The following is a 16,482-nucleotide window of genomic DNA, read 5'->3' as shown; positions in this document are numbered from 1 at the left end:
CGGGGGCACACGGCCCGCGTCGCTGCGGCTCGTGCGACGACGGGCCCCGGCGAGGGGACGGACCACCATGCACCGCACGACGAGGCTCTGGCGCACGGCTCTGGCGGCGGTCACCGCCGCCGCGGCGCTCATCGGGACGACCCTCGCGGGCGTCGCCGTCGGCAGCGCGGCGCAGGCCGCGGGGAGCTGTCAGGTGGCGTGGAGCGTGAACTCGTGGCCCGGCGGGTTCACCGCCGACGTGCGGGTGACTCCGAGCGAGGCGACGCACGGGTGGCGCCTGACGTGGACCTGGCCGTCCGGCCAGCGGGTCACGCAGTCGTGGAGCTCGACGCTCACGCAGTCGGGTTCCGCGGTCACCGTCACCCACGCGCCGTGGAACGGCGAGCTCCGGGCCGGCGAGACGGCGTCGTTCGGGTTCCAGGGGACGTGGAGCGGGACGAACACCGCGCCGACGGACTTCGCGCTCGACGGCGTCGCGTGCAACGGCGGCACGACGACGAGCCCGAGCCCGTCGGCCACCCCGACGCCCACACCCACGCCCACGCCGACCCAGGGACCGACGCCGACCCCCGACCCGACGGGCACGCCCACCGAGTGCGGGACCGCGCTGTTCTGCGACGGGCTGGAGACGCAGGCGAGCAGCACGCCGTCGGGCACCTGGGCCGTCACGTACCCCGACTGCTCCGGCAGCGGACGGGCGTCGGTCGACTCGACGGTCGCGCACAGCGGCGGCAAGTCGCTGCGCGTCGACGGCGGGGCCGGGTACTGCAACCACGTGTTCGTCCAGGCACAGCCCGCCTCGGCGCTGGGCAGCACCGTGTACGTGCGGTTCTGGGTCCGCCACACCACGGCCCTGCCCGTGCAGCACACGACGTACCTGGCCATGCGGGACGCGAACGACGGCAACCGCGACCTGCGGATGGGTGGGCAGAACTCCCTGATGCAGTGGAACCGCTCGTCGGACGACGCGACGCTGCCCGAGCAGAGCCCCGCGGGCCTGTCCCGCACCGCACAGCTGCCGGCGGGCGGGTCGTGGCACTGCGCCGAGGCGCTGGTCGAGGGTGCCACGGGGCGCCTGACCACGTGGCTCGACGGCTGGGCCGTGCCGGGCCTGATCGTCGACGGCACGCCGACGCACGACCTCGACGGCCAGTGGCTGAGCAAGCCCTGGTCCCCGCGGCTCACCGACCTGCGGCTCGGGTGGGAGTCCTACGGCGAGGGCGCCGACACGCTCTGGTTCGACGACGTCGTCGTCGCGAGCACCCGCGTGGGCTGCTGACCACCACCGTCACCCGGCGCGCTCGTCGGGGCCCGTCAGGAACGAGACGAGCCCACCCCCAACGGGGAGTGGGCTCGTCTCGTGCTGTGGCGCCGGGGCGATCAGGCCTGGCCGTCGGACGTCGCGGCGATCTTCGCGCGGACCTCGTCCATGTCCAGGTCCTTGACGGCCTGGACGACCTGCTCGAGCGCCGGGCCCGGCAGCGCGCCGGCCTGGTTGAACACGAGGATCCCGTCCCGGAACGCCATGAGCGTCGGGATCGAGAAGATCTGGAGCTCGGCGGCGAGCTGCTGCTCAGCCTCCGTGTCGACCTTGGCGTGGACCACGTCGGGGTGGGTGTCCGACGAGGCCTCGAAGACGGGTCCGAACCGCTTGCACGGCCCGCACCACTCGGCCCAGAAGTCGACGAGCACGATCTCGTTCTCGCTGATGGTCTGACCGATCGTCTCGGCGGTCAGTGTGGTGGTGGCCATCCGGCCCTCCTTGGAATCTCGGGTGCGCCTCGTGCAAGCGTCCACCGGGCCGGACTATTCCCGCCACCGGGGCGGACGCGCCCGTGGCGGGCCCATGAGGTTCGGACACCGCCTGCGCGCCTGTGGCGGCGCGGCGGCGCGGCGAGGTAGAACGGCACGGTGACCGAGACGGCCGACTACCCCCCGACCCCCGAGCGCCCCGCGGGGTGGCTGCCCTCCGAGGAGATCGCCCGTATCCGCGGCCTGATGCCGCTGGTGTACGTCGACGCGATCCCCGTGCGCGTCGACGACTCGGGCGACGTGGTCGCGGTCGGGCTGCTGCTGCGCGTGACGCGTGAGGGCGTGATGTCGCGCGCCCTGGTCTCGGGGCGCGTGATGTACCACGAGCGGGTGCGCGACGCGCTCGTGCGGCACATCGAGAAGGACCTCGGGCCGGTCGCGCTCCCCCAGATCCCCGCCGCGCCGCAGCCGTTCACGGTCGCGGAGTACTTCCCGACGCCCGGCATCACCTCGTACCACGACCCGCGCCAGCACGCGGTGTCGCTCGCGTACGTCGTGCCCGTGCTGGGTGACTGCCGCCCGCAGCAGGACGCGATCGACCTCGCCTGGCTCACGCCCGAGGAGGCGTGCGCCGAGCAGGTCCAGGTCGAGATGACCGGCGGGCAGGGCGTGCTGCTGCGTCAGGCGATGGCGCACGTGGGTCGCCTGGGCTGACACCGCCGGGCTCAGGACAGGTCGAGCACCGGCCAGTCCGCGAGGTCGGCGCGCATGCGCCGGTCGTGCGTCGCGACGACGACCGCGGCGGACGTCGCGCGCAGCGCCCTCGTGAGCTCGTCGACCAGCCCGACCGACAGGTGGTTGGTCGGCTCGTCGAGGATCAGCACGTGCGGCGCAGCGAGCAGCGCGCACGCGAGGTCGAACCGCCTGCGCTGACCGACCGAGAGCTCGCGCACCGGCCGCTCGAGGTCCTCCTCGGTCAGCAGGCCGAGCGCCGCGACGGGGACGAGCTGGTCCGGGTCGAGCAGCCCGCCGTCCAGCAGGTCGAGCGCGTGCCGCGCGTAGGCGTCGAACGCGGTCGGGCCGCCCGTGGGCGCGCCCTCGACGTCGGCGTGCTCGGTGGGTCCCTCCTGCGCGAGCACCCCGAGCCGCACGCCCGGTGCGAGCGCCCGCGTGCCGCGGTCGAGCTCGGTGCGTCCGGCGAGTGCGGCGAGCAGCGTGGACTTGCCGGACCCGTTCGGCCCGACGACGAGCAGGCGCGAGGCCGGGGCGACCTCGAGCCGCCGCCCGGGCAGGTCGAGCCGGGGCCCGTGCGGCCCGACGACGCGCGGCGCGCGGAGCTCGAGCAGGGGGCCGCCGTGCGAGGCCTGACGGTCGGCGTCGGGGTCGAGCGGCCGGTCCGGGTCCGCACCGGTCGAGGCCCGGCGCGGCAGGCTCGGCAGGTCCGGGAAGACCAACGACGGAGGCGGGACGGGCACGGCCACCGCCTGCGCCTCGAGCTTCTGGACCAGCCGGTCGGCCGCCTTGACGTGGATGCGTGCGCCCGTGGCACGCCGGTGCTTGTTCGACCCCTTGGGCGGGCGCCACTCGTCGGACAGGCCCTCGTAGGACGCGTCGAGCCGCTGCGCGAGCTGCACCGCGCGCTTGCGCTCCTGCCGGTACCGCGCGCGCCACCGCCGCAGCATCTGGTCCTTGGCGAACCGGTAGTCCGCGTACCGCGTCGCGCCGTAGAGCGCGGGACGGCCGTCCATCGCGGGGTCCAGGTCGAGGATCGCGGTCATCACGTCGTCGAGGAGCTGGCGGTCGTGCGTGACGATCACGACCGCGCCGGCCCACTCGCGCAGCAGCCCGGTCAGGTAGTCGATCCCGGCGGCGTCGAGGTGGTTCGTCGGCTCGTCGAGCAGCAGCACGTCGGCGCGCTCGCCGATCCGGCACGCGAGTCGCACGCGGTAACGCTCGCCGACGCTCAGCGTGTCCAGGCGCCGGTCCGGGTCGCGCGGCGCACCGAACCGGGTGAGCGCCTCGTCGACGCGCCGGTCGGTGTCCCACGCGGCCAGCTGCTCGTACCGGGTCATCGCGGCCGTGAGCGCGGCGAGGTCACCGTCCTCGTGGTCGAACGCGGCGATGGTGGCCTCGAGCTCGGCCGCGACCGCGCGCACGGTGGCGCCCGTCGCCGCGACGAGCGTGCCCACCGTGTCGTCGGGCGTCACGACGAGCTCCTGGTCGACCACGGCGAGCGTGCCGGTCCGGCGCACCGTGCCCGACGACGGCACGAGGTCGCCGGCCAGCACGCGGAGCAGCGTCGTCTTGCCCGCGCCGTTCTCGCCCACGAGGCCCACGCGCTCGCCCGCGGACACCGTCAGGTCGAGCCGGTCCAGCACCGGGCGTCCGGGGTACCCGAACGAGACGGCGTCCGCGACGAGCTGCACGCCGCCACGAGCGGGGTCACCGGGCGGCATCAGCCACCGGGTCGTGCGTCGGGCCGCCCGTGAGCACGCGGGCGACGACGGGCGCGAGCGCGCGGAACGCCTGCCCGCGGTGGCTGATCGCGTTCTTCTCCGTCGGGCTGAGCTCGGCGCACGTGCGGGTCTCGCCGAGCGGCACGAGCGCCGGGTCGTACCCGAACCCGCCCGTGCCGCGCGGCGCGTGCGCGAGGGTGCCGACGAGCGCGCCGGTCTCGACGTGCTCGAACCCGTCGGGCGTGACGAGCGCGGCCGCGCACACGAACCGCGCGCCGCGGTGCGGGTCGGCGATGTCGGACAGCTGCGCGAGCAGGAGCGCGAGGTTCGCCGCGTCGTCGCCGTGCCGACCGGCCCAGCGCGCCGAGAAGATCCCCGGCGCGCCACCGAGCACGTCGACCGCCAGGCCGGAGTCGTCGGCCACGGCGGGCAGACCCGTGAACGCCGCGAGCGCGCGCGCCTTGAGCAGCGCGTTCTGCGCGAACGTCACGCCGTCCTCGACCGGCTCGGGCGCGCCCACGTCCCGTGCGCCGACGACCGCCTCGGGCGGCAGACCCGGCAGCACGGGCGCGAGGATCGCGCGCAGCTCACCCAGCTTGTGGGCGTTGTGGGTCGCCAGCACCAGCCGGGCGCCCGCGGGCACGCTCACGCCTGCGCCGCGGTCGTCGCGCCGGCTGAGCCCGACCCCTGCGCGGCCTCCGGCTCGGCCGCACGGGTCGCGGACCCGTCGGACGCCGGCTGCGCGAGCGCGGCGGCCTGCAGCGCGGCGAGCCGCGACGTCCCGGCGAGCGCCAGGTCGAGCAGCGCGTCGAGCTCGGAACGCACGAACGGCGCGTGCTCAGCCGTGCCCTGGACCTCGACGAACGCACCCGACCCGGTGACCACGACGTTCATGTCGGTGTCCGCGCGCACGTCCTCGACGTACGGCAGGTCGAGCACCGGCACGCCGTCGACGATGCCCACGCTCACCGCCGAGACGGAGTCGCGCAGCACCGTGCGGCCCCGCGCGATGATCCCGCGCTCCTTGGCCCACGCGACCGCGTCGGCGAGCGCCACGTACGCACCCGTGATCGACGCGGTGCGCGTGCCGCCGTCGGCCTGCAGCACGTCGCAGTCGAGCACGATCGTGTTCTCGCCGAGCGCGCCGACGTCGATGACCGCGCGCAGCGAGCGGCCGATCAGCCGCGAGATCTCGTGCGTGCGGCCGCCGATCTTGCCGCGGACCGACTCGCGGTCCGAGCGGCTGTCGGTCGCGCGCGGCAGCATCGAGTACTCGGCGGTCACCCAGCCCTGACCCGACCCCTTGCGCCAGCGCGGCACGCCCTCGGTGAACGACGCGACGCAGAGCACCTTGGTCCCGCCGAACTCGACGAGGACCGAGCCCTCGCCCGCGGACAGGAACCGCCGCGTGATCGTCACGGGGCGCAGCTCGTCGGGGGTACGGCCGTCCGGGCGCGCAGAGGTCACGGGAGAAGCAGACATGCCCCGAGCCTAACGACCTCGACCGCCCGAGCCGTCCGCGGGACCTACAGGCGGAAGGTCGCCCCGGGAGTGGCGACGTCGATCGGGCCCGCGTACGACGAGGCCGCGTGCGCCACCACGTCGCTCGGGTCCTCCCAGGCCGTCAGGTGCGTCAGGACCAGGCGTCCGGCGCCCGCCCGGTGCGCCGCGCGGCCCGCGCGCGCGCCGGTCAGGTGGATGCCACGCAGGTCGTCGTCGAGCTCGTCCCGGAAGCCCGCCTCGCACAGCAGGAGGTCGGTGGCCGCGAGGACGTCCAGCCCGGCGCACTCGTCGGTGTCGCCCGTGTACCCGAGCGTCACGGCGCGCGTCGGTTCGCCCTCGGCGGGTCCGGTCACGAGCATGCCGAACGCGGGCACCGGGTGCTCCACGGGCACGGGCGTGAGCGTCAGCGGCCCGACGACGACGGGCGCCGCCGGGTCCCACGTGCGGAACCGGAACTGCCCGTCGAGCCCGGTCGCGGGGTCCTTGCCCGCCATCTCCGCGAGTCGCTCCGCGGTCCCGTCCGGGCCCCACACGTCGATCGCCGGGAGGGGGCCGTCGGGGCGGTAGCGGCGCAGGACGTTGAGCACGACGAGGTCGGCGACGTGGTCGGAGTGCAGGTGCGACACCGCGATCGCGTCCAGGGTCGTCGGGTCGCCGTAGCGCTGCAGCGGGCTCAGCGCGCCGTTGCCCAGGTCCAGCAGCACGTTCCAGGTGCGGCCGTCGGCGTCGTCCGCCTGGACCAGGTACGACGAGGCGGCGGCGGCCACCGACGGGTACGACCCGGCGCACCCGAGGACGACGAGCCTCACCGCAGCTCCCCCGTCTCAGCCGCGCTCATCGCAGTGCTCCGAGGCGCTCGACCGAGTCGACCTCGGGGCCGAGGAACCGGCGCGCGAGGATGCGGAACGAGTCGGGGTCGCCGGTCGCGAGGAACCGGTGCTGCGGCGGCCCCTCGTCGGCCGTGCGCTCCAGGCCGTGCGCCACGAGCGTGCGGTACACGTCCTTGGCGGTCTCCTCGGCGCTCGAGACGAGCGTGACCTCGTCGCCCATGACGTAGGAGATCGCGCCGGTCAGCAGCGGGTAGTGGGTGCAGCCCAGCACGAGCGTGTCGACGCCCGCGGCTCGGACCGGGTCGAGGTACTCGTGCGCGACGGCGAGCACCTCGGGGCCTGACGTGACGCCTGCCTCGACCAGCTGCACGAACCGGGGGCACGCCTGCGTGACCAGCGAGACGCCCGGCGCGACCGCGAACGCGTCGTCGTACGCGAGCGACTCGACCGTGGCGCGGGTGGCGATCACGCCGATCTTGCCGGTGCGCGTGGCGGCGACCGCGCGACGGGCCGCGGGCAGGATCACCTCGACCACGGGGATGCCGCGCCGCAGCGTGTAGCGCTCGCGCGCGTCGCGCAGCATCGCGGCCGACGCCGTGTTGCACGCGATGACCAGGGCCTTGACCCCCGCGTCGACGAGGTCGTCCATGACCTCGAGCGCGAACGCCCGCACCGCGGCGAGCGGCTTGGTGCCGTACGGCGTGTTCAGGGTGTCGCCGATGTAGAGCGTCGACTCGTTCGGGAGCTGGTCGAGGATCGCTCGCGCGACCGTCAGGCCCCCGACGCCGGAGTCGAAGATCCCGATGGGCGCGTCGTTCACGCGGATGAGCCTAACCGCCGGTGCCGCGCGGGCCGTCCGCGCCGCCCTGTGACGTCCGACGCGCACGGGACTGCTCGAGCATCGCGCCCACGAGCGTCTCCTGGAGCTCGGAGAGCATCGCGTAGACCCCGACGAACGCGCGGCGCACCGCGATCGCCTCGCTGTCCCTGCCCCCCGACCCGGGCGGCACGGGCTCGGTGAGCTCCTGGTAGATCCGCTCGCCGTCCTCGTCGGTGCGCACACCGAGGCGGTCCGCGAGCACGAGCCGGACGTCGGTCATGGCGGCCGCGACGGCCGGGGCCTCGGCGGCGGTGACCGCGACCGCGTCGCCGTGCCGGCCCCCGGGTGCGCGCAGCGCCTGCCACCACGTGCGCAGGCCCGCGATCTTGCGCTCGCGCAGGTCGGCGTCGGTCAGGCGGCGGAACTCGGCGGCCTGCTCGGGGTCCTCGCTCGCGTCCGGCAGCAACCGGCGCACGGCCGAGTCGGTGGGCCGCTCGACGGGGCGCTGCCACGGCCAGCCCAGCGCCGACAGCGGCGGGCCGTCGTCGAGCACGTCGCCGGGCTCGTCGTCCTCGTCGTCGCTCTCGTCGACCTGCGGGTCGGGTGCGGTCTGCTGCGCCACCCGCGCGGCCCTGCGGAACGGTGTCGCACCCAGCAGCACGCCGACCTCTGAGGCGATCCCCGCCAGCACCGCGCGCTCGTCGGCGTCGAGCCGGGCGACGTACTCCTGCTGGCGCGCGACGAACCCCCGCATCACCGACTGCTGCTCTGCACGGTCGCCCACAGGCCGAACCCGTGCATCGCCTGCACGTCGACCTCCATCGCCTCGAGCGTGCCGCGCGACACGACGGCCCGGCCCTCGGTGTGCACGCGCCGCATGAGGTGCTCGGCGACCTGACGCGGGTGCCCGAAGTACGTCTCGAACACGTAGGTCACGTAGGTCATGAGGTTGACCGGGTCGTTCCACACGATCGTCACCCACGGGGCGTCCAACGACGCCTGGGCGTCGGACGCGACGACCTCGTCGAGGTGGGGTGCGGAGCTCACGAGTCCACTCTAGGCAGCGCGCGGCGGACGTGCTTCGGCCTACCGTGTGCGCATGACGACGCTGTCGAGCTCGGCGCTGCTCACGGACCGGTACGAGCTGACGATGCTGCAGGCCGCGCTGCGCGACGGCACGGCCGACCGTCGCTGCGTGTTCGAGGTGTTCACGCGCCGGCTGCCGCACGGGCGCCGCTACGGCGTGGTCGCCGGCACGGGCCGCGTGCTCGAGGAGCTCGCGCAGTTCCGGTTCGGCGCGGCCGAGCTCGAGTGGCTCGCGAGCGAGCGCGTCGTCGACGACGCGACCCTGGAGTACCTCGCGGGCTACCGGTTCGGCGGCACGGTCGTCGGCTACGCGGAGGGCGAGGTGTTCTTCCCGCACTCGCCCCTGCTCGTCGTCGAGGGGACGTTCGCGGAGGCCGTGCTGCTCGAGACGCTGGTGCTGTCCGTCCTCAACTACGACTCGGCCGTCGCCTCGGCCGCCTCCCGCATGACGAGCGCGGCGCTCGACCGTCCCTGCCTGGAGATGGGCTCACGGCGTGCGCACGAGTGGGCGGGCGTCGCGGCGGCGCGCGCGGCGGTCGTCGCGGGGTTCGCGGGGACGTCCAACCTCGAGGCGGGCCGCCGGTACGGGCTCACGACGATCGGCACGGCCGCGCACGCGTTCACCCTGCTGCACGACGACGAGCGCTCCGCGTTCGCCTCCCAGGTCGACGCGCTCGGCCCCGGCACCACGCTGCTCGTCGACACCTACGACGTGAAGGCCGGGGTCGCGCGCGCGCTCGAGGTCGCCGGGTCCGGCCTGGGCGCCGTGCGCCTCGACTCGGGCGACCTCGGCGTCCTGGCGCACGAGGTCCGCGCCCAGCTCGACGCCGCAGGCGCGCACGAGGTGCGCATCACCGTGACCTCCGACCTCGACGAGCACGCCATCGCGGCCCTGGCCGTCGCGCCCGTCGACTCGTACGGGGTCGGCACGTCGGTCGTCACCGGCTCGGGCGCTCCGACGTGCGGCATGGTCTACAAGCTCGTCGCGCGCGAGGACGCCACCGGCGTGATGCAGCCGGTCGCGAAGGCGTCGACCGCCAAGACCAGCGTCGGGGGGCGCAAGTCCGCCGCGCGGCGCTCGGTCGACGGGCGCGACGTCGAAGAGGTGCTCGTGGCCGGGGACGACGACCGCGTCCGCGCGGTCTCCGCGTCGTGGGACGTCGCCCGGGAGGCGTTCGCCGCGACGGACGGGCCGGGCGAGCTGCGGCCGCTGCACGTGCCGCTCGTCGTCGACGGGCACGTCGACGACCGTTGGACCGGCGCAGACGGTGTGCGGACCGCGGCCGAGCGGCACCGGCTGTCCCGCGCGGCGCTCCCGCGGGGGGCGCGCCGGCTGTCGGCCGACGAGGCGGCCCTCCCGACCGTGACCCTCGCGCTGCCCCCCGCCTGAGCCGACCTGCCCGCCTGAGCCGACTCCCCCTGAGCCGACTCCCCGCCTGAGCCGACCGGCCCGGACTGCTCCCGCCCGTCCAGCGGGCCCGGGAACGCCGAACGCCGACCCGCTCATCGCAAGCGGGTCGGCGTTCGACGTGTCTGAGGTGCGCCGGACGGGGGTGCCGGCGACGTGTCGCGTCGCTACACGCGGCGGCGGCCCCCTGCGAGGGCCAGGATCAGGCTGATCACGAGCACGGCCACGCCGATCCACAGCAGGAACGTGCCGACCCCGCTGAAGCCGAGGATGACCAGGACGACGCCGATGATGACGAGGATGAGCCACGAGGGCATCGCGTACTCCTTTCGTCGGCCGGCAGGACTGCTGCCGGCGAGGGACGGGATCCGGTGTTCCGGGTCCCGAAGCACCTCAACAGTCCCGCGGTGGACGCTCCTCGGCACGCCGAACTGACGACTTGCGCACGCCGACAGGCCTGCTATGGCACGCGCTCCCACGGCTGTGACCTGCGACTTCTCACGGAAGACGCCCTTCATCGGCTGTCCATATCGTGAGACGGGGATTGTGGTCGAGGGCACCGCGGAGAAGTGTGGAGCGGTTGCGCCGAGGCGCCATCGGCCCTGCCGACGATCAGCGCTCCCGACGATCAGCGCTCACCGACGATCAGCGCTCACCGACGATCAGCGCTTGCCGACGAACCAGCTCCGCAGCATCGCGACGCGCGACTCGAGCTGGCCCGGGTCCGCGAGTGCGACCTCGGGGCCCCCGCACCGTCGCCGCAGCTCCGTGTGCACCGCACCGTGCGGCTGCCCGCTGCGCCGGGACCACGCCCCCACGAGCTGCGCGAGCTCCTTGCGCAGCTCGGCCTGGCGACGGTGGTCCATCGCCTCGAGCTCGGCCGCCTGGTCGCGCGGGGCGCGACGACCCTTGAGCTGGTCGGCCTGGCGCTGCCGCAGGAGCGCCGAGACCTGGTCGGCGTCGAGCAGCCCGGGCAGCCCGAGGAAGTCGAGCTCCTCGTCGGAACCGACCTCGGCGCCCGTGCCGAACTCGCCCCCGTCGAACAGCACGCGGTCGAACGACGCCTGCGCCTCGAGGGCCTCGAACGACCCCTGGATGCCGTCCGACCCGACCGCGTCGGGGCCGTTGCGCTCGGCGTTCGCCGCCGCGAGCAGCGCGTCCTCGGGGTTGAACCCGGCGCCGTCCTCCTCCGCGGTCTTCGGCCGGTCGAGCGCGTGGTCGCGCTCGAGCTCGAGCGCGTTCGCCAGCGCGAGCAGCTGCGGCACCGACGGCAGGAACACCGAGGCCGTCTCGCCGCGCTTGCGCGCACGCACGAACCGGCCGACCGCCTGCGCGAAGAACAACGGCGTCGCGGTGCTCGTCGCGTAGACGCCCACCGCGAGACGCGGCACGTCGACACCCTCGGAGACCATCCGGACGGCGACGAGCCAGCGCGAGTCGCCACGCGAGAACTCGTCGATCCGGTCGCTCGCACCCGGTTCGTCGGACAGCACGACCGTGGGCGACTCCCCCGTGAGCCGTGCGAGGTGCCCGGCGTACCCTCGCGCGTCGGTCTGGTCGGTCGCGATGATCATCGCGCCCGCGTCCGGCACCGTGCGGCGCACCTCGGTCAGCCGCCGGTCCGCGCCGGCGAGCACCGCGGGGATCCACTCACCGCCCGGGTCGAGCGCGGTGCGCCACGCCTGCGCGGTCATGTCCTTGGTGAGCGCCTCGCCCAGGCGCGCGCTGATCTCGTCGCCCGTCTTGGTGCGCCAGCGCATGCTGCCCGAGTAGGACAGGAAGATCACGGGGCGCACGACGTGGTCGCGCAGCGCGTCGCCGTAGCCGTAGCTGTAGTCCGCGACCGAGCGCCGGATGCCCTGCTGGTCGCGCTCGTACTGCACGAACGGGATCGCGGCGGTGTCCGATCGGAAGGGCGTGCCGGTCAGCGCGAGCCGCCGGGTCGCGCCCTCGAAGGCCTCGCGCACGCCGTCGCCCCAGGACAGCGCGTCACCGCCGTGGTGCACCTCGTCCAGGATCACGAGGGTGGGCGCGGCGCTCGTGCGGGCCGCGTGCAGCGCGGGCTTGTTCGCGACCTGCGCGTACGTCACCGCGACGCCGTCGAAGCCGTGCCCGTGGCGGCCCTGCGCGTTGCTGAAGCCCGGGTCGAGCCGGATCCCGACGCGTGCCGCGGCATCGGCCCACTGGCGCTTGAGGTGGTCCGTGGGCGCGACGACCGTCACGCGCCGCACCACGCGGGCCTCGAGGAGCTCGGTCGCGATGCGCAGCGCGAACGTCGTCTTGCCCGCACCCGGGGTCGCCACCGCGAGGAAGTCCCGCGGCGAGCGGGCGCGGTAGAGCTCGAGCGCCTCGGCCTGCCAGGCGCGCAGCTTGCCGGCCGTCCCCCACGGCGCACGCGACGGGAAGGCCGGCGGCAGGTGTGATGCCGCGGACGACGACGCGTGGGTGGTGGACGGTTCGAAGGCGGCGCTCAACGTCCGGACGAGCCGCGGCCGAAGCCCCAGCGGCGTCCGCCGCCCGAGCCGCCCGACGATCCGTCGGAGCCGCCCTCGCCGTCCTGCGGCGGCCGGAGCCCCTCGTAGATCTCCTTGCACACCGGGCAGACCGGGAACTTGTTCGGGTCGCGGCCCGGCACCCAGACCTTGCCGCAGAGCGCCACGACCGGCCTGCCGGTCACCGCGGACTCGGTGATCTTCTCCTTGCGCACGTAGTGCGCGAAGCGCTCGTGGTCGCCCGGCTCGACCTGCTCGGTCGTCTCGGCGCGCTCGAGGACGCTCGTCCCCGTCGCCTGGTCCGGACCGAACGGGTCGTCGGGGCCGGCGGGCGAGGACAGCGGTTCGCTCATGCGGGGAAGTCTACGTCGGGAGTCGGACACTCCTCCCGCGCCGCCCACAGTCCGGGTGGGCCGCGACGCCACCTGCGACGACGCGCGCACGCCCACCCGGACCGCGCTCAGAGCCCTTGCCACGCGGGCTTGGCCGCGTACGTCTCGCGGTAGTAGTCGGCGAGCTGCAGCCTGCTGGCCGCCGCGTCGTCGACCAGCACGGTCACGTGCGGGTGGTGCTGGAGCACGGTCGCGGGCCACATCGCGGAGACGGGACCCTCGACGAGCTGGTGCACCGCCTCGGCCTTGCCGCGCCCCTGCGCGAGCAGGACGAGGTGCCGCGCCGACATGATGGTCGCGAGCCCCTGCGTGAGGCAGTGCGTGGGGACCTGCGACACGTCGTCGTCGAAGAACCGCGCGTTGTCCTCGCGGGTCTGGCGCGTGAGCGTCTTGATCCGCGTGCGCGACGCGAGCGACGAGCCAGGCTCGTTGAACGCGACGTGCCCGTCCGTGCCGATCCCCAGCAGCTGCAGGTCGACGCCGCCCGCGTCCGCGATCGCCTGCTCGAACGCCGCGCAGGCCGCAACCAGGTCCTCGGCGTTGCCGTCCGGCCCCTGCACCGCTCCCGGCGCGAGGTCGACGCGCGAGGCGATCTCCGACTCGATGACGTTGCGGTACCGCTGCGGGTGGTCCGCGGGCAGGCCCACGTACTCGTCGAGCATGAACGCTCGAGCCCGGGCGAACGACAGCCCGGCCTCGTCGTGGCGGCGCACGAGCTCGTCGTAGACCGCGAGCGGGCTCGACCCCGTCGCGAGCCCCAGCACGGTCTGCGGGCGCGCCCGCAGCAGCCGCTCGATCGCGTCGGCCGCGAGCCGGGCCAGCGTGGGCCCGGGGGCGATGACGACCTCCATCAGTGGCCTCCTCGTCCGACGAGCGCGGCTCCGACCGCACCCAGCGGCACGCCGGCCGGCGCGAGCCGCACGCGGCTCGGCAGGTGGGCCGCCGCGAGGAACGGCGACGACGCCGCCTGGCGGTCGAGCTCGGTCACGAGGCCCCGCAGCAGCGGCTCGCCGAGCTGGCTCACCCCTCCCCCGATCACGATCCGCCCGACGTCGCACGTCAGGACGAGCACGCGCACGGCGCCGGCCACCGCGGCCAGGAACTCGTCGCGGACGCGCACCGCGTGCTCGTCGCCCGCGGCCGCCGCCTCGAACACCTCGACGGGCGCCGGACGACCCGTGCGGGACGGCCACGCGGCGTCGAGCGCCGAGCCGGACGCGTACCGCTCGAGGCAGCCCGACTGGCCGCACTTGCACGGCAGCCCGTCGGGCACGTACCGCAGGTGACCGATCTCGCCCGCGGCGCGGTGAGGACCGCGACGCAGACGCCCGTCGAGCATGAGGCCGGCCGCGAGCCCGGTGCCGAGCGCGATGAACGCGAGGTCGTCGACCGGGCCCTCACCCGCCTGCGCGAGGTGCTGCGCGGTGCCGAGGACGGCCGCGTTGAGGTCGTTCTCGAGGCGGACCGGCAGGCCGTCGAGCGCGCGGGAGACGAGCGCCGCGAGCGGTGCGCTGCCCTCGATCCCGAGGTTGACCGCGTTGGCGACGGTGCCGCTCTCCGGGTCGACCACGCCGGGGACCCCGACACCGATGCCGGCCACGTCGGCCGGGTCGACACCCGCGGTCGCCAGGACGCGGCGCACCGCGTGCCCGACGTCGGACGCGATCTGCTCGGCGCCCGTGCGCGTGACCATGACGTCGCGTGCGACGACCTGCCCGCGGTCGTCGAGCAGGATGGTCACCGTGCTGCTGCCGCCGATGTCGACACCGACCGCATCGCGCCCGGGGGTCCCGCCGCGCCCGGCCGGGCCGGGGACGGGGGTGCTGTGCTGGGACATGCGCGTCAGCCCTTGACCGCGCCGGACACGAGGCCGGAGGTCATCCGGCCCTGCACGAACAGGAAGAAGACGATCACGGGGATCGCGATGAGCGTGGACGCGGCCATCACCTGGCCCCAGTCGACGCCGCGGTTCGCCGACGCCGACAGGAAGTTGCGCAGCCACAGCGGCAGAGTCTGGTTCGAGTTCAGCGCGACGAGCGCGATCGTGAACTCGTTCCACGCCTGCAGGAACGCGTACACGCCCGAGGCCACGAGCCCCGGCGCGAGCAGCGGGAACGTGATGCGCAGGAACGCCTGCGTGCGCGAGAGCCCGTCGACCATGGCCGCCTCCTCGAGCTCGGCCGGGACGCCCGCGACGAAGCCGCGCAGCATCCAGATCGTGAACGGGATGATGGCCGCGGTGTAGAGGACGGTCACGCCGATCACCGAGTCGAGCAGGTGCGCGCCCGAGAGCATCTTGTACTGCGCGATGAACAGGCCCTCGGCGGGCAGCATCTGGATGAACAGCACGGCGAGCACGAACGACGTGCGGCCACGGAACTTCCACCGGCTGATCGCGAGCGCCCCGAGGAACGCGAAGGCCAGCACCAGCACGACCGTGAGCAGGGTGATCGCCACGCTCATGCCCAGCGCCGCGGTGAAGCTGCCGCCCTCCAGGACGCGCCGGAAGTTGACCGCCGTCGCGTGCAGCGGAAGGAACTGCGGGGTCGTCGCACGCAGGTAGGCCGCGGGCGTGAACGCCGACAGGACCATCCAGTAGACCGGGAACACCCACAGCAGCGAGGCGAGGACGCCCAGGGTCCCGAGCGCGAACGAGCGCACCCGGCGGCGGCCCGCCCGGGGGGCGTGCTTCTTGGCCGCGACGGCACTCGCCCTGACGTGCGGCGTGCGGACGGGCGCGACGGCGCTCATGCGTCCTCCTTCATGAGGCTGCGGACGTACGGCCAGCTCAGCGCGACGGTGAGCAGCAGCACGAAGATCGAGACGGCGGCCGCGCCGCCGAAGTCCTGGCGGCTCATGCCGAGCTCGTAGATGAAGTTGCCCAGCAGGTTCGTCTCGGACACCGGGGCGCCCGCGTCCTGCAGGAGGCGGATCTGGGCGAACACGCGCAGGTCCCAGATGATCTGCAGGAGCAGCACGATCGACAGCACGGGGCGGACCATCGGCATCAGGATGTGCCAGAACTGCTGGCGACCGTTGGCGCCGTCGATGCGCGAGGCCTCGAGGACCTCCTCGGGCACGGCGGTCAGCCCTGCGTACATCGACAGCGCGACGAACGGCACGGACATCCAGACGATGATGATCGTCGCGACCAGGAAGAACGTGAGCGGCTGCGAGAGCCAGGAGTATCCGGCGAAGCTGTCGAAGCCGAGCTGCACGAGCAGCCAGTTCACGACGCCCGTGCGGTAGTCGAACAGCCACTTGAAGACCGTCACGCCCGCGACCATCGGCATGGCCCACGCGAGCAGCAGGCACACCTGCAGCATGAGGCGGACGGGCGTGGCGACCGCGCGCATCAGGAGCGCGAACGCGAACCCGATCACGACCGTGAGGAACGCGTTGACGAGGCAGAAGGCGATCGAGCGGGCGACGACCGCCCACAGGGCGTCGTCGGTGAAGACCCGCACGAAGTTGTCCAGGCCGACGAACGTCGGCGCCTGACCGAACTGCTGCTCGAGGCCGAACTTCTGCACCGACATGACGATCTGCTTGCCCACCGGGTAGGCGAGGCCGGCGACCAGCGCGACGAGCGCGGGGACCAGGAGCAGGTAGGGGGCGGCCGGGGTGCGGCGCCGGCGCGGGGCGGGCGGCTCGTCGGGCGGGCCACCGGGGGCGGCGTGGCCGCTGTGCGCGGGCACGCCGAGGGCAGCGTCGTGGGACATGAGTGATCTCCTGTGTGCCGA

Annotated in this window: 18 protein-coding genes; 3 read left to right on the top strand and 15 right to left on the bottom strand. The window is 74.3% G+C overall.

Annotation, left to right across the window (positions count from 1 at the left end):
• Positions 1 to 67 precede the first annotated feature (67 nt).
• A complete protein-coding gene (locus tag CWIS_RS07290; RefSeq protein ID WP_048342601.1) occupies positions 68 to 1,279 on the top strand; it encodes a cellulose-binding domain-containing protein in 1,212 nt (403 codons plus the stop codon).
• A 101-nt stretch (positions 1,280 to 1,380) separates the two neighbouring features.
• Here the strand turns inward: CWIS_RS07290 and trxA are convergent, their stop codons facing one another.
• Positions 1,381 to 1,752, bottom strand: coding sequence for a thioredoxin (gene trxA, locus CWIS_RS07285; protein ID WP_048342600.1), 372 nt, complete (start codon positions 1,750 to 1,752; stop codon positions 1,381 to 1,383).
• Positions 1,753 to 1,911: 159 nt separating this feature from the next.
• Between trxA and CWIS_RS07280 the strand changes: the two genes are divergently transcribed.
• Positions 1,912 to 2,466, top strand: a complete 555-nt coding sequence (locus tag CWIS_RS07280) for an NUDIX hydrolase family protein (protein ID WP_048342599.1) — start codon at positions 1,912 to 1,914, stop codon at positions 2,464 to 2,466.
• A gap of 11 nt (positions 2,467 to 2,477) precedes the next feature.
• Here the strand turns inward: CWIS_RS07280 and CWIS_RS07275 are convergent, their stop codons facing one another.
• The 7 genes from CWIS_RS07275 to clpS are packed head-to-tail and all read right to left on the bottom strand — an operon-like array spanning position 2,478 to position 8,408.
• Positions 2,478 to 4,208: an ABC-F family ATP-binding cassette domain-containing protein gene (locus CWIS_RS07275; protein WP_048342598.1), complete on the bottom strand. Its 1,731-nt coding sequence runs from the start codon at positions 4,206 to 4,208 to the stop codon at positions 2,478 to 2,480.
• The gene (gene rdgB / locus CWIS_RS07270; protein WP_048342597.1) at positions 4,195 to 4,857 is read right to left on the bottom strand and encodes an RdgB/HAM1 family non-canonical purine NTP pyrophosphatase; all 663 of its coding nucleotides are present in this window, start codon (positions 4,855 to 4,857) and stop codon (positions 4,195 to 4,197) included. Before rdgB ends, CWIS_RS07275 begins: the two co-directional genes overlap by 14 nt.
• The gene (gene rph, locus CWIS_RS07265) at positions 4,854 to 5,690 is read right to left on the bottom strand and encodes a ribonuclease PH (RefSeq protein WP_048342596.1); all 837 of its coding nucleotides are present in this window, start codon (positions 5,688 to 5,690) and stop codon (positions 4,854 to 4,856) included. The genes rdgB and rph overlap by 4 nt, the downstream gene beginning before the upstream one ends.
• A 44-nt stretch (positions 5,691 to 5,734) precedes the next feature.
• On the bottom strand, positions 5,735 to 6,520 hold the full coding sequence (locus tag CWIS_RS07260; protein ID WP_048342595.1) for an MBL fold metallo-hydrolase: 786 nt from the start codon (positions 6,518 to 6,520) through the stop codon (positions 5,735 to 5,737).
• A gap of 25 nt (positions 6,521 to 6,545) precedes the next feature.
• A complete protein-coding gene (gene murI / locus CWIS_RS07255) occupies positions 6,546 to 7,361 on the bottom strand; it encodes a glutamate racemase (protein WP_048342594.1) in 816 nt (271 codons plus the stop codon).
• 10 nt (positions 7,362 to 7,371) lie between these two features.
• Positions 7,372 to 8,115, bottom strand: a complete 744-nt coding sequence (locus tag CWIS_RS07250; protein ID WP_048342613.1) for a DUF2017 family protein — start codon at positions 8,113 to 8,115, stop codon at positions 7,372 to 7,374.
• Entirely contained in the window at positions 8,115 to 8,408 is a 294-nt protein-coding gene (gene clpS, locus CWIS_RS07245) for an ATP-dependent Clp protease adapter ClpS (protein ID WP_048342593.1), read from the bottom strand. Before clpS ends, CWIS_RS07250 begins: the two co-directional genes overlap by 1 nt.
• A 52-nt stretch (positions 8,409 to 8,460) precedes the next feature.
• Here clpS and CWIS_RS07240 point away from each other — a divergent pair, with 52 nt between their 5' ends.
• Entirely contained in the window at positions 8,461 to 9,837 is a 1,377-nt protein-coding gene (locus tag CWIS_RS07240; RefSeq protein WP_048342592.1) for a nicotinate phosphoribosyltransferase, read from the top strand.
• Between the two features lie 185 nt (positions 9,838 to 10,022).
• Here the strand turns inward: CWIS_RS07240 and CWIS_RS18700 are convergent, their stop codons facing one another.
• The 7 genes from CWIS_RS18700 to CWIS_RS07210 all read right to left on the bottom strand — a co-directional run bounded on the left by CWIS_RS18700 (position 10,023) and on the right by CWIS_RS07210 (position 16,461).
• Positions 10,023 to 10,172, bottom strand: a complete 150-nt coding sequence (locus CWIS_RS18700; protein ID WP_141368710.1) for a DUF4175 domain-containing protein — start codon at positions 10,170 to 10,172, stop codon at positions 10,023 to 10,025.
• A gap of 345 nt (positions 10,173 to 10,517) precedes the next feature.
• A complete protein-coding gene (locus CWIS_RS07235; RefSeq protein ID WP_082156284.1) occupies positions 10,518 to 12,329 on the bottom strand; it encodes a DEAD/DEAH box helicase in 1,812 nt (603 codons plus the stop codon).
• Positions 12,326 to 12,700 carry a DUF3039 domain-containing protein gene (locus tag CWIS_RS07230; RefSeq protein WP_048342591.1) on the bottom strand — a complete coding sequence of 125 codons (375 nt, stop codon included), beginning with the start codon at positions 12,698 to 12,700 and terminating at the stop codon, positions 12,326 to 12,328. The genes CWIS_RS07235 and CWIS_RS07230 overlap by 4 nt, the downstream gene beginning before the upstream one ends.
• Positions 12,701 to 12,807: 107 nt before the next feature.
• Positions 12,808 to 13,590, bottom strand: a complete 783-nt coding sequence (gene nagB / locus CWIS_RS07225; RefSeq protein WP_048342590.1) for a glucosamine-6-phosphate deaminase — start codon at positions 13,588 to 13,590, stop codon at positions 12,808 to 12,810.
• A complete protein-coding gene (locus CWIS_RS07220; protein ID WP_082156283.1) occupies positions 13,590 to 14,576 on the bottom strand; it encodes an ROK family protein in 987 nt (328 codons plus the stop codon). The genes nagB and CWIS_RS07220 overlap by 1 nt, the downstream gene beginning before the upstream one ends.
• Before the next feature lie 5 nt (positions 14,577 to 14,581).
• Entirely contained in the window at positions 14,582 to 15,490 is a 909-nt protein-coding gene (locus CWIS_RS07215; protein ID WP_048342589.1) for a carbohydrate ABC transporter permease, read from the bottom strand.
• Entirely contained in the window at positions 15,487 to 16,461 is a 975-nt protein-coding gene (locus tag CWIS_RS07210) for a carbohydrate ABC transporter permease (protein WP_082156282.1), read from the bottom strand. Before CWIS_RS07210 ends, CWIS_RS07215 begins: the two co-directional genes overlap by 4 nt.
• Between the last annotated feature and the right edge of the window lie 21 nt (positions 16,462 to 16,482).

Source organism: Cellulomonas sp. A375-1, assembly GCF_001040865.1.
Lineage (GTDB): Bacteria > Actinomycetota > Actinomycetes > Actinomycetales > Cellulomonadaceae > Cellulomonas > Cellulomonas gelida.
Note: the sequence above shows the minus strand (reverse complement) of the source record. Positions and strands in the feature narration are given on the sequence as shown.

Bases quoted from the DNA above. Each gene is read 5' to 3' on its own strand.
- CWIS_RS07290 (WP_048342601.1), top strand. From the start codon at position 68: ATGCACCGCACGACGAGGCTCTGGCGCACGGCTCTGGCGGCGGTCACC.
- trxA (WP_048342600.1), bottom strand. From the start codon at position 1,752: ATGGCCACCACCACACTGACCGCCGAGACGATCGGTCAGACCATCAGC.
- CWIS_RS07275 (WP_048342598.1), bottom strand. From the start codon at position 4,208: ATGCCGCCCGGTGACCCCGCTCGTGGCGGCGTGCAGCTCGTCGCGGAC.
- rph (WP_048342596.1), bottom strand. From the start codon at position 5,690: ATGTCTGCTTCTCCCGTGACCTCTGCGCGCCCGGACGGCCGTACCCCC.
- CWIS_RS07250 (WP_048342613.1), bottom strand. From the start codon at position 8,115: ATGCGGGGGTTCGTCGCGCGCCAGCAGGAGTACGTCGCCCGGCTCGAC.
- CWIS_RS07240 (WP_048342592.1), top strand. From the start codon at position 8,461: ATGACGACGCTGTCGAGCTCGGCGCTGCTCACGGACCGGTACGAGCTG.
- CWIS_RS18700 (WP_141368710.1), bottom strand. From the start codon at position 10,172: ATGCCCTCGTGGCTCATCCTCGTCATCATCGGCGTCGTCCTGGTCATC.
- CWIS_RS07230 (WP_048342591.1), bottom strand. From the start codon at position 12,700: ATGAGCGAACCGCTGTCCTCGCCCGCCGGCCCCGACGACCCGTTCGGT.
- nagB (WP_048342590.1), bottom strand. From the start codon at position 13,590: ATGGAGGTCGTCATCGCCCCCGGGCCCACGCTGGCCCGGCTCGCGGCC.
- CWIS_RS07220 (WP_082156283.1), bottom strand. From the start codon at position 14,576: ATGTCCCAGCACAGCACCCCCGTCCCCGGCCCGGCCGGGCGCGGCGGG.
- CWIS_RS07215 (WP_048342589.1), bottom strand. From the start codon at position 15,490: ATGAGCGCCGTCGCGCCCGTCCGCACGCCGCACGTCAGGGCGAGTGCC.
- CWIS_RS07210 (WP_082156282.1), bottom strand. From the start codon at position 16,461: ATGTCCCACGACGCTGCCCTCGGCGTGCCCGCGCACAGCGGCCACGCC.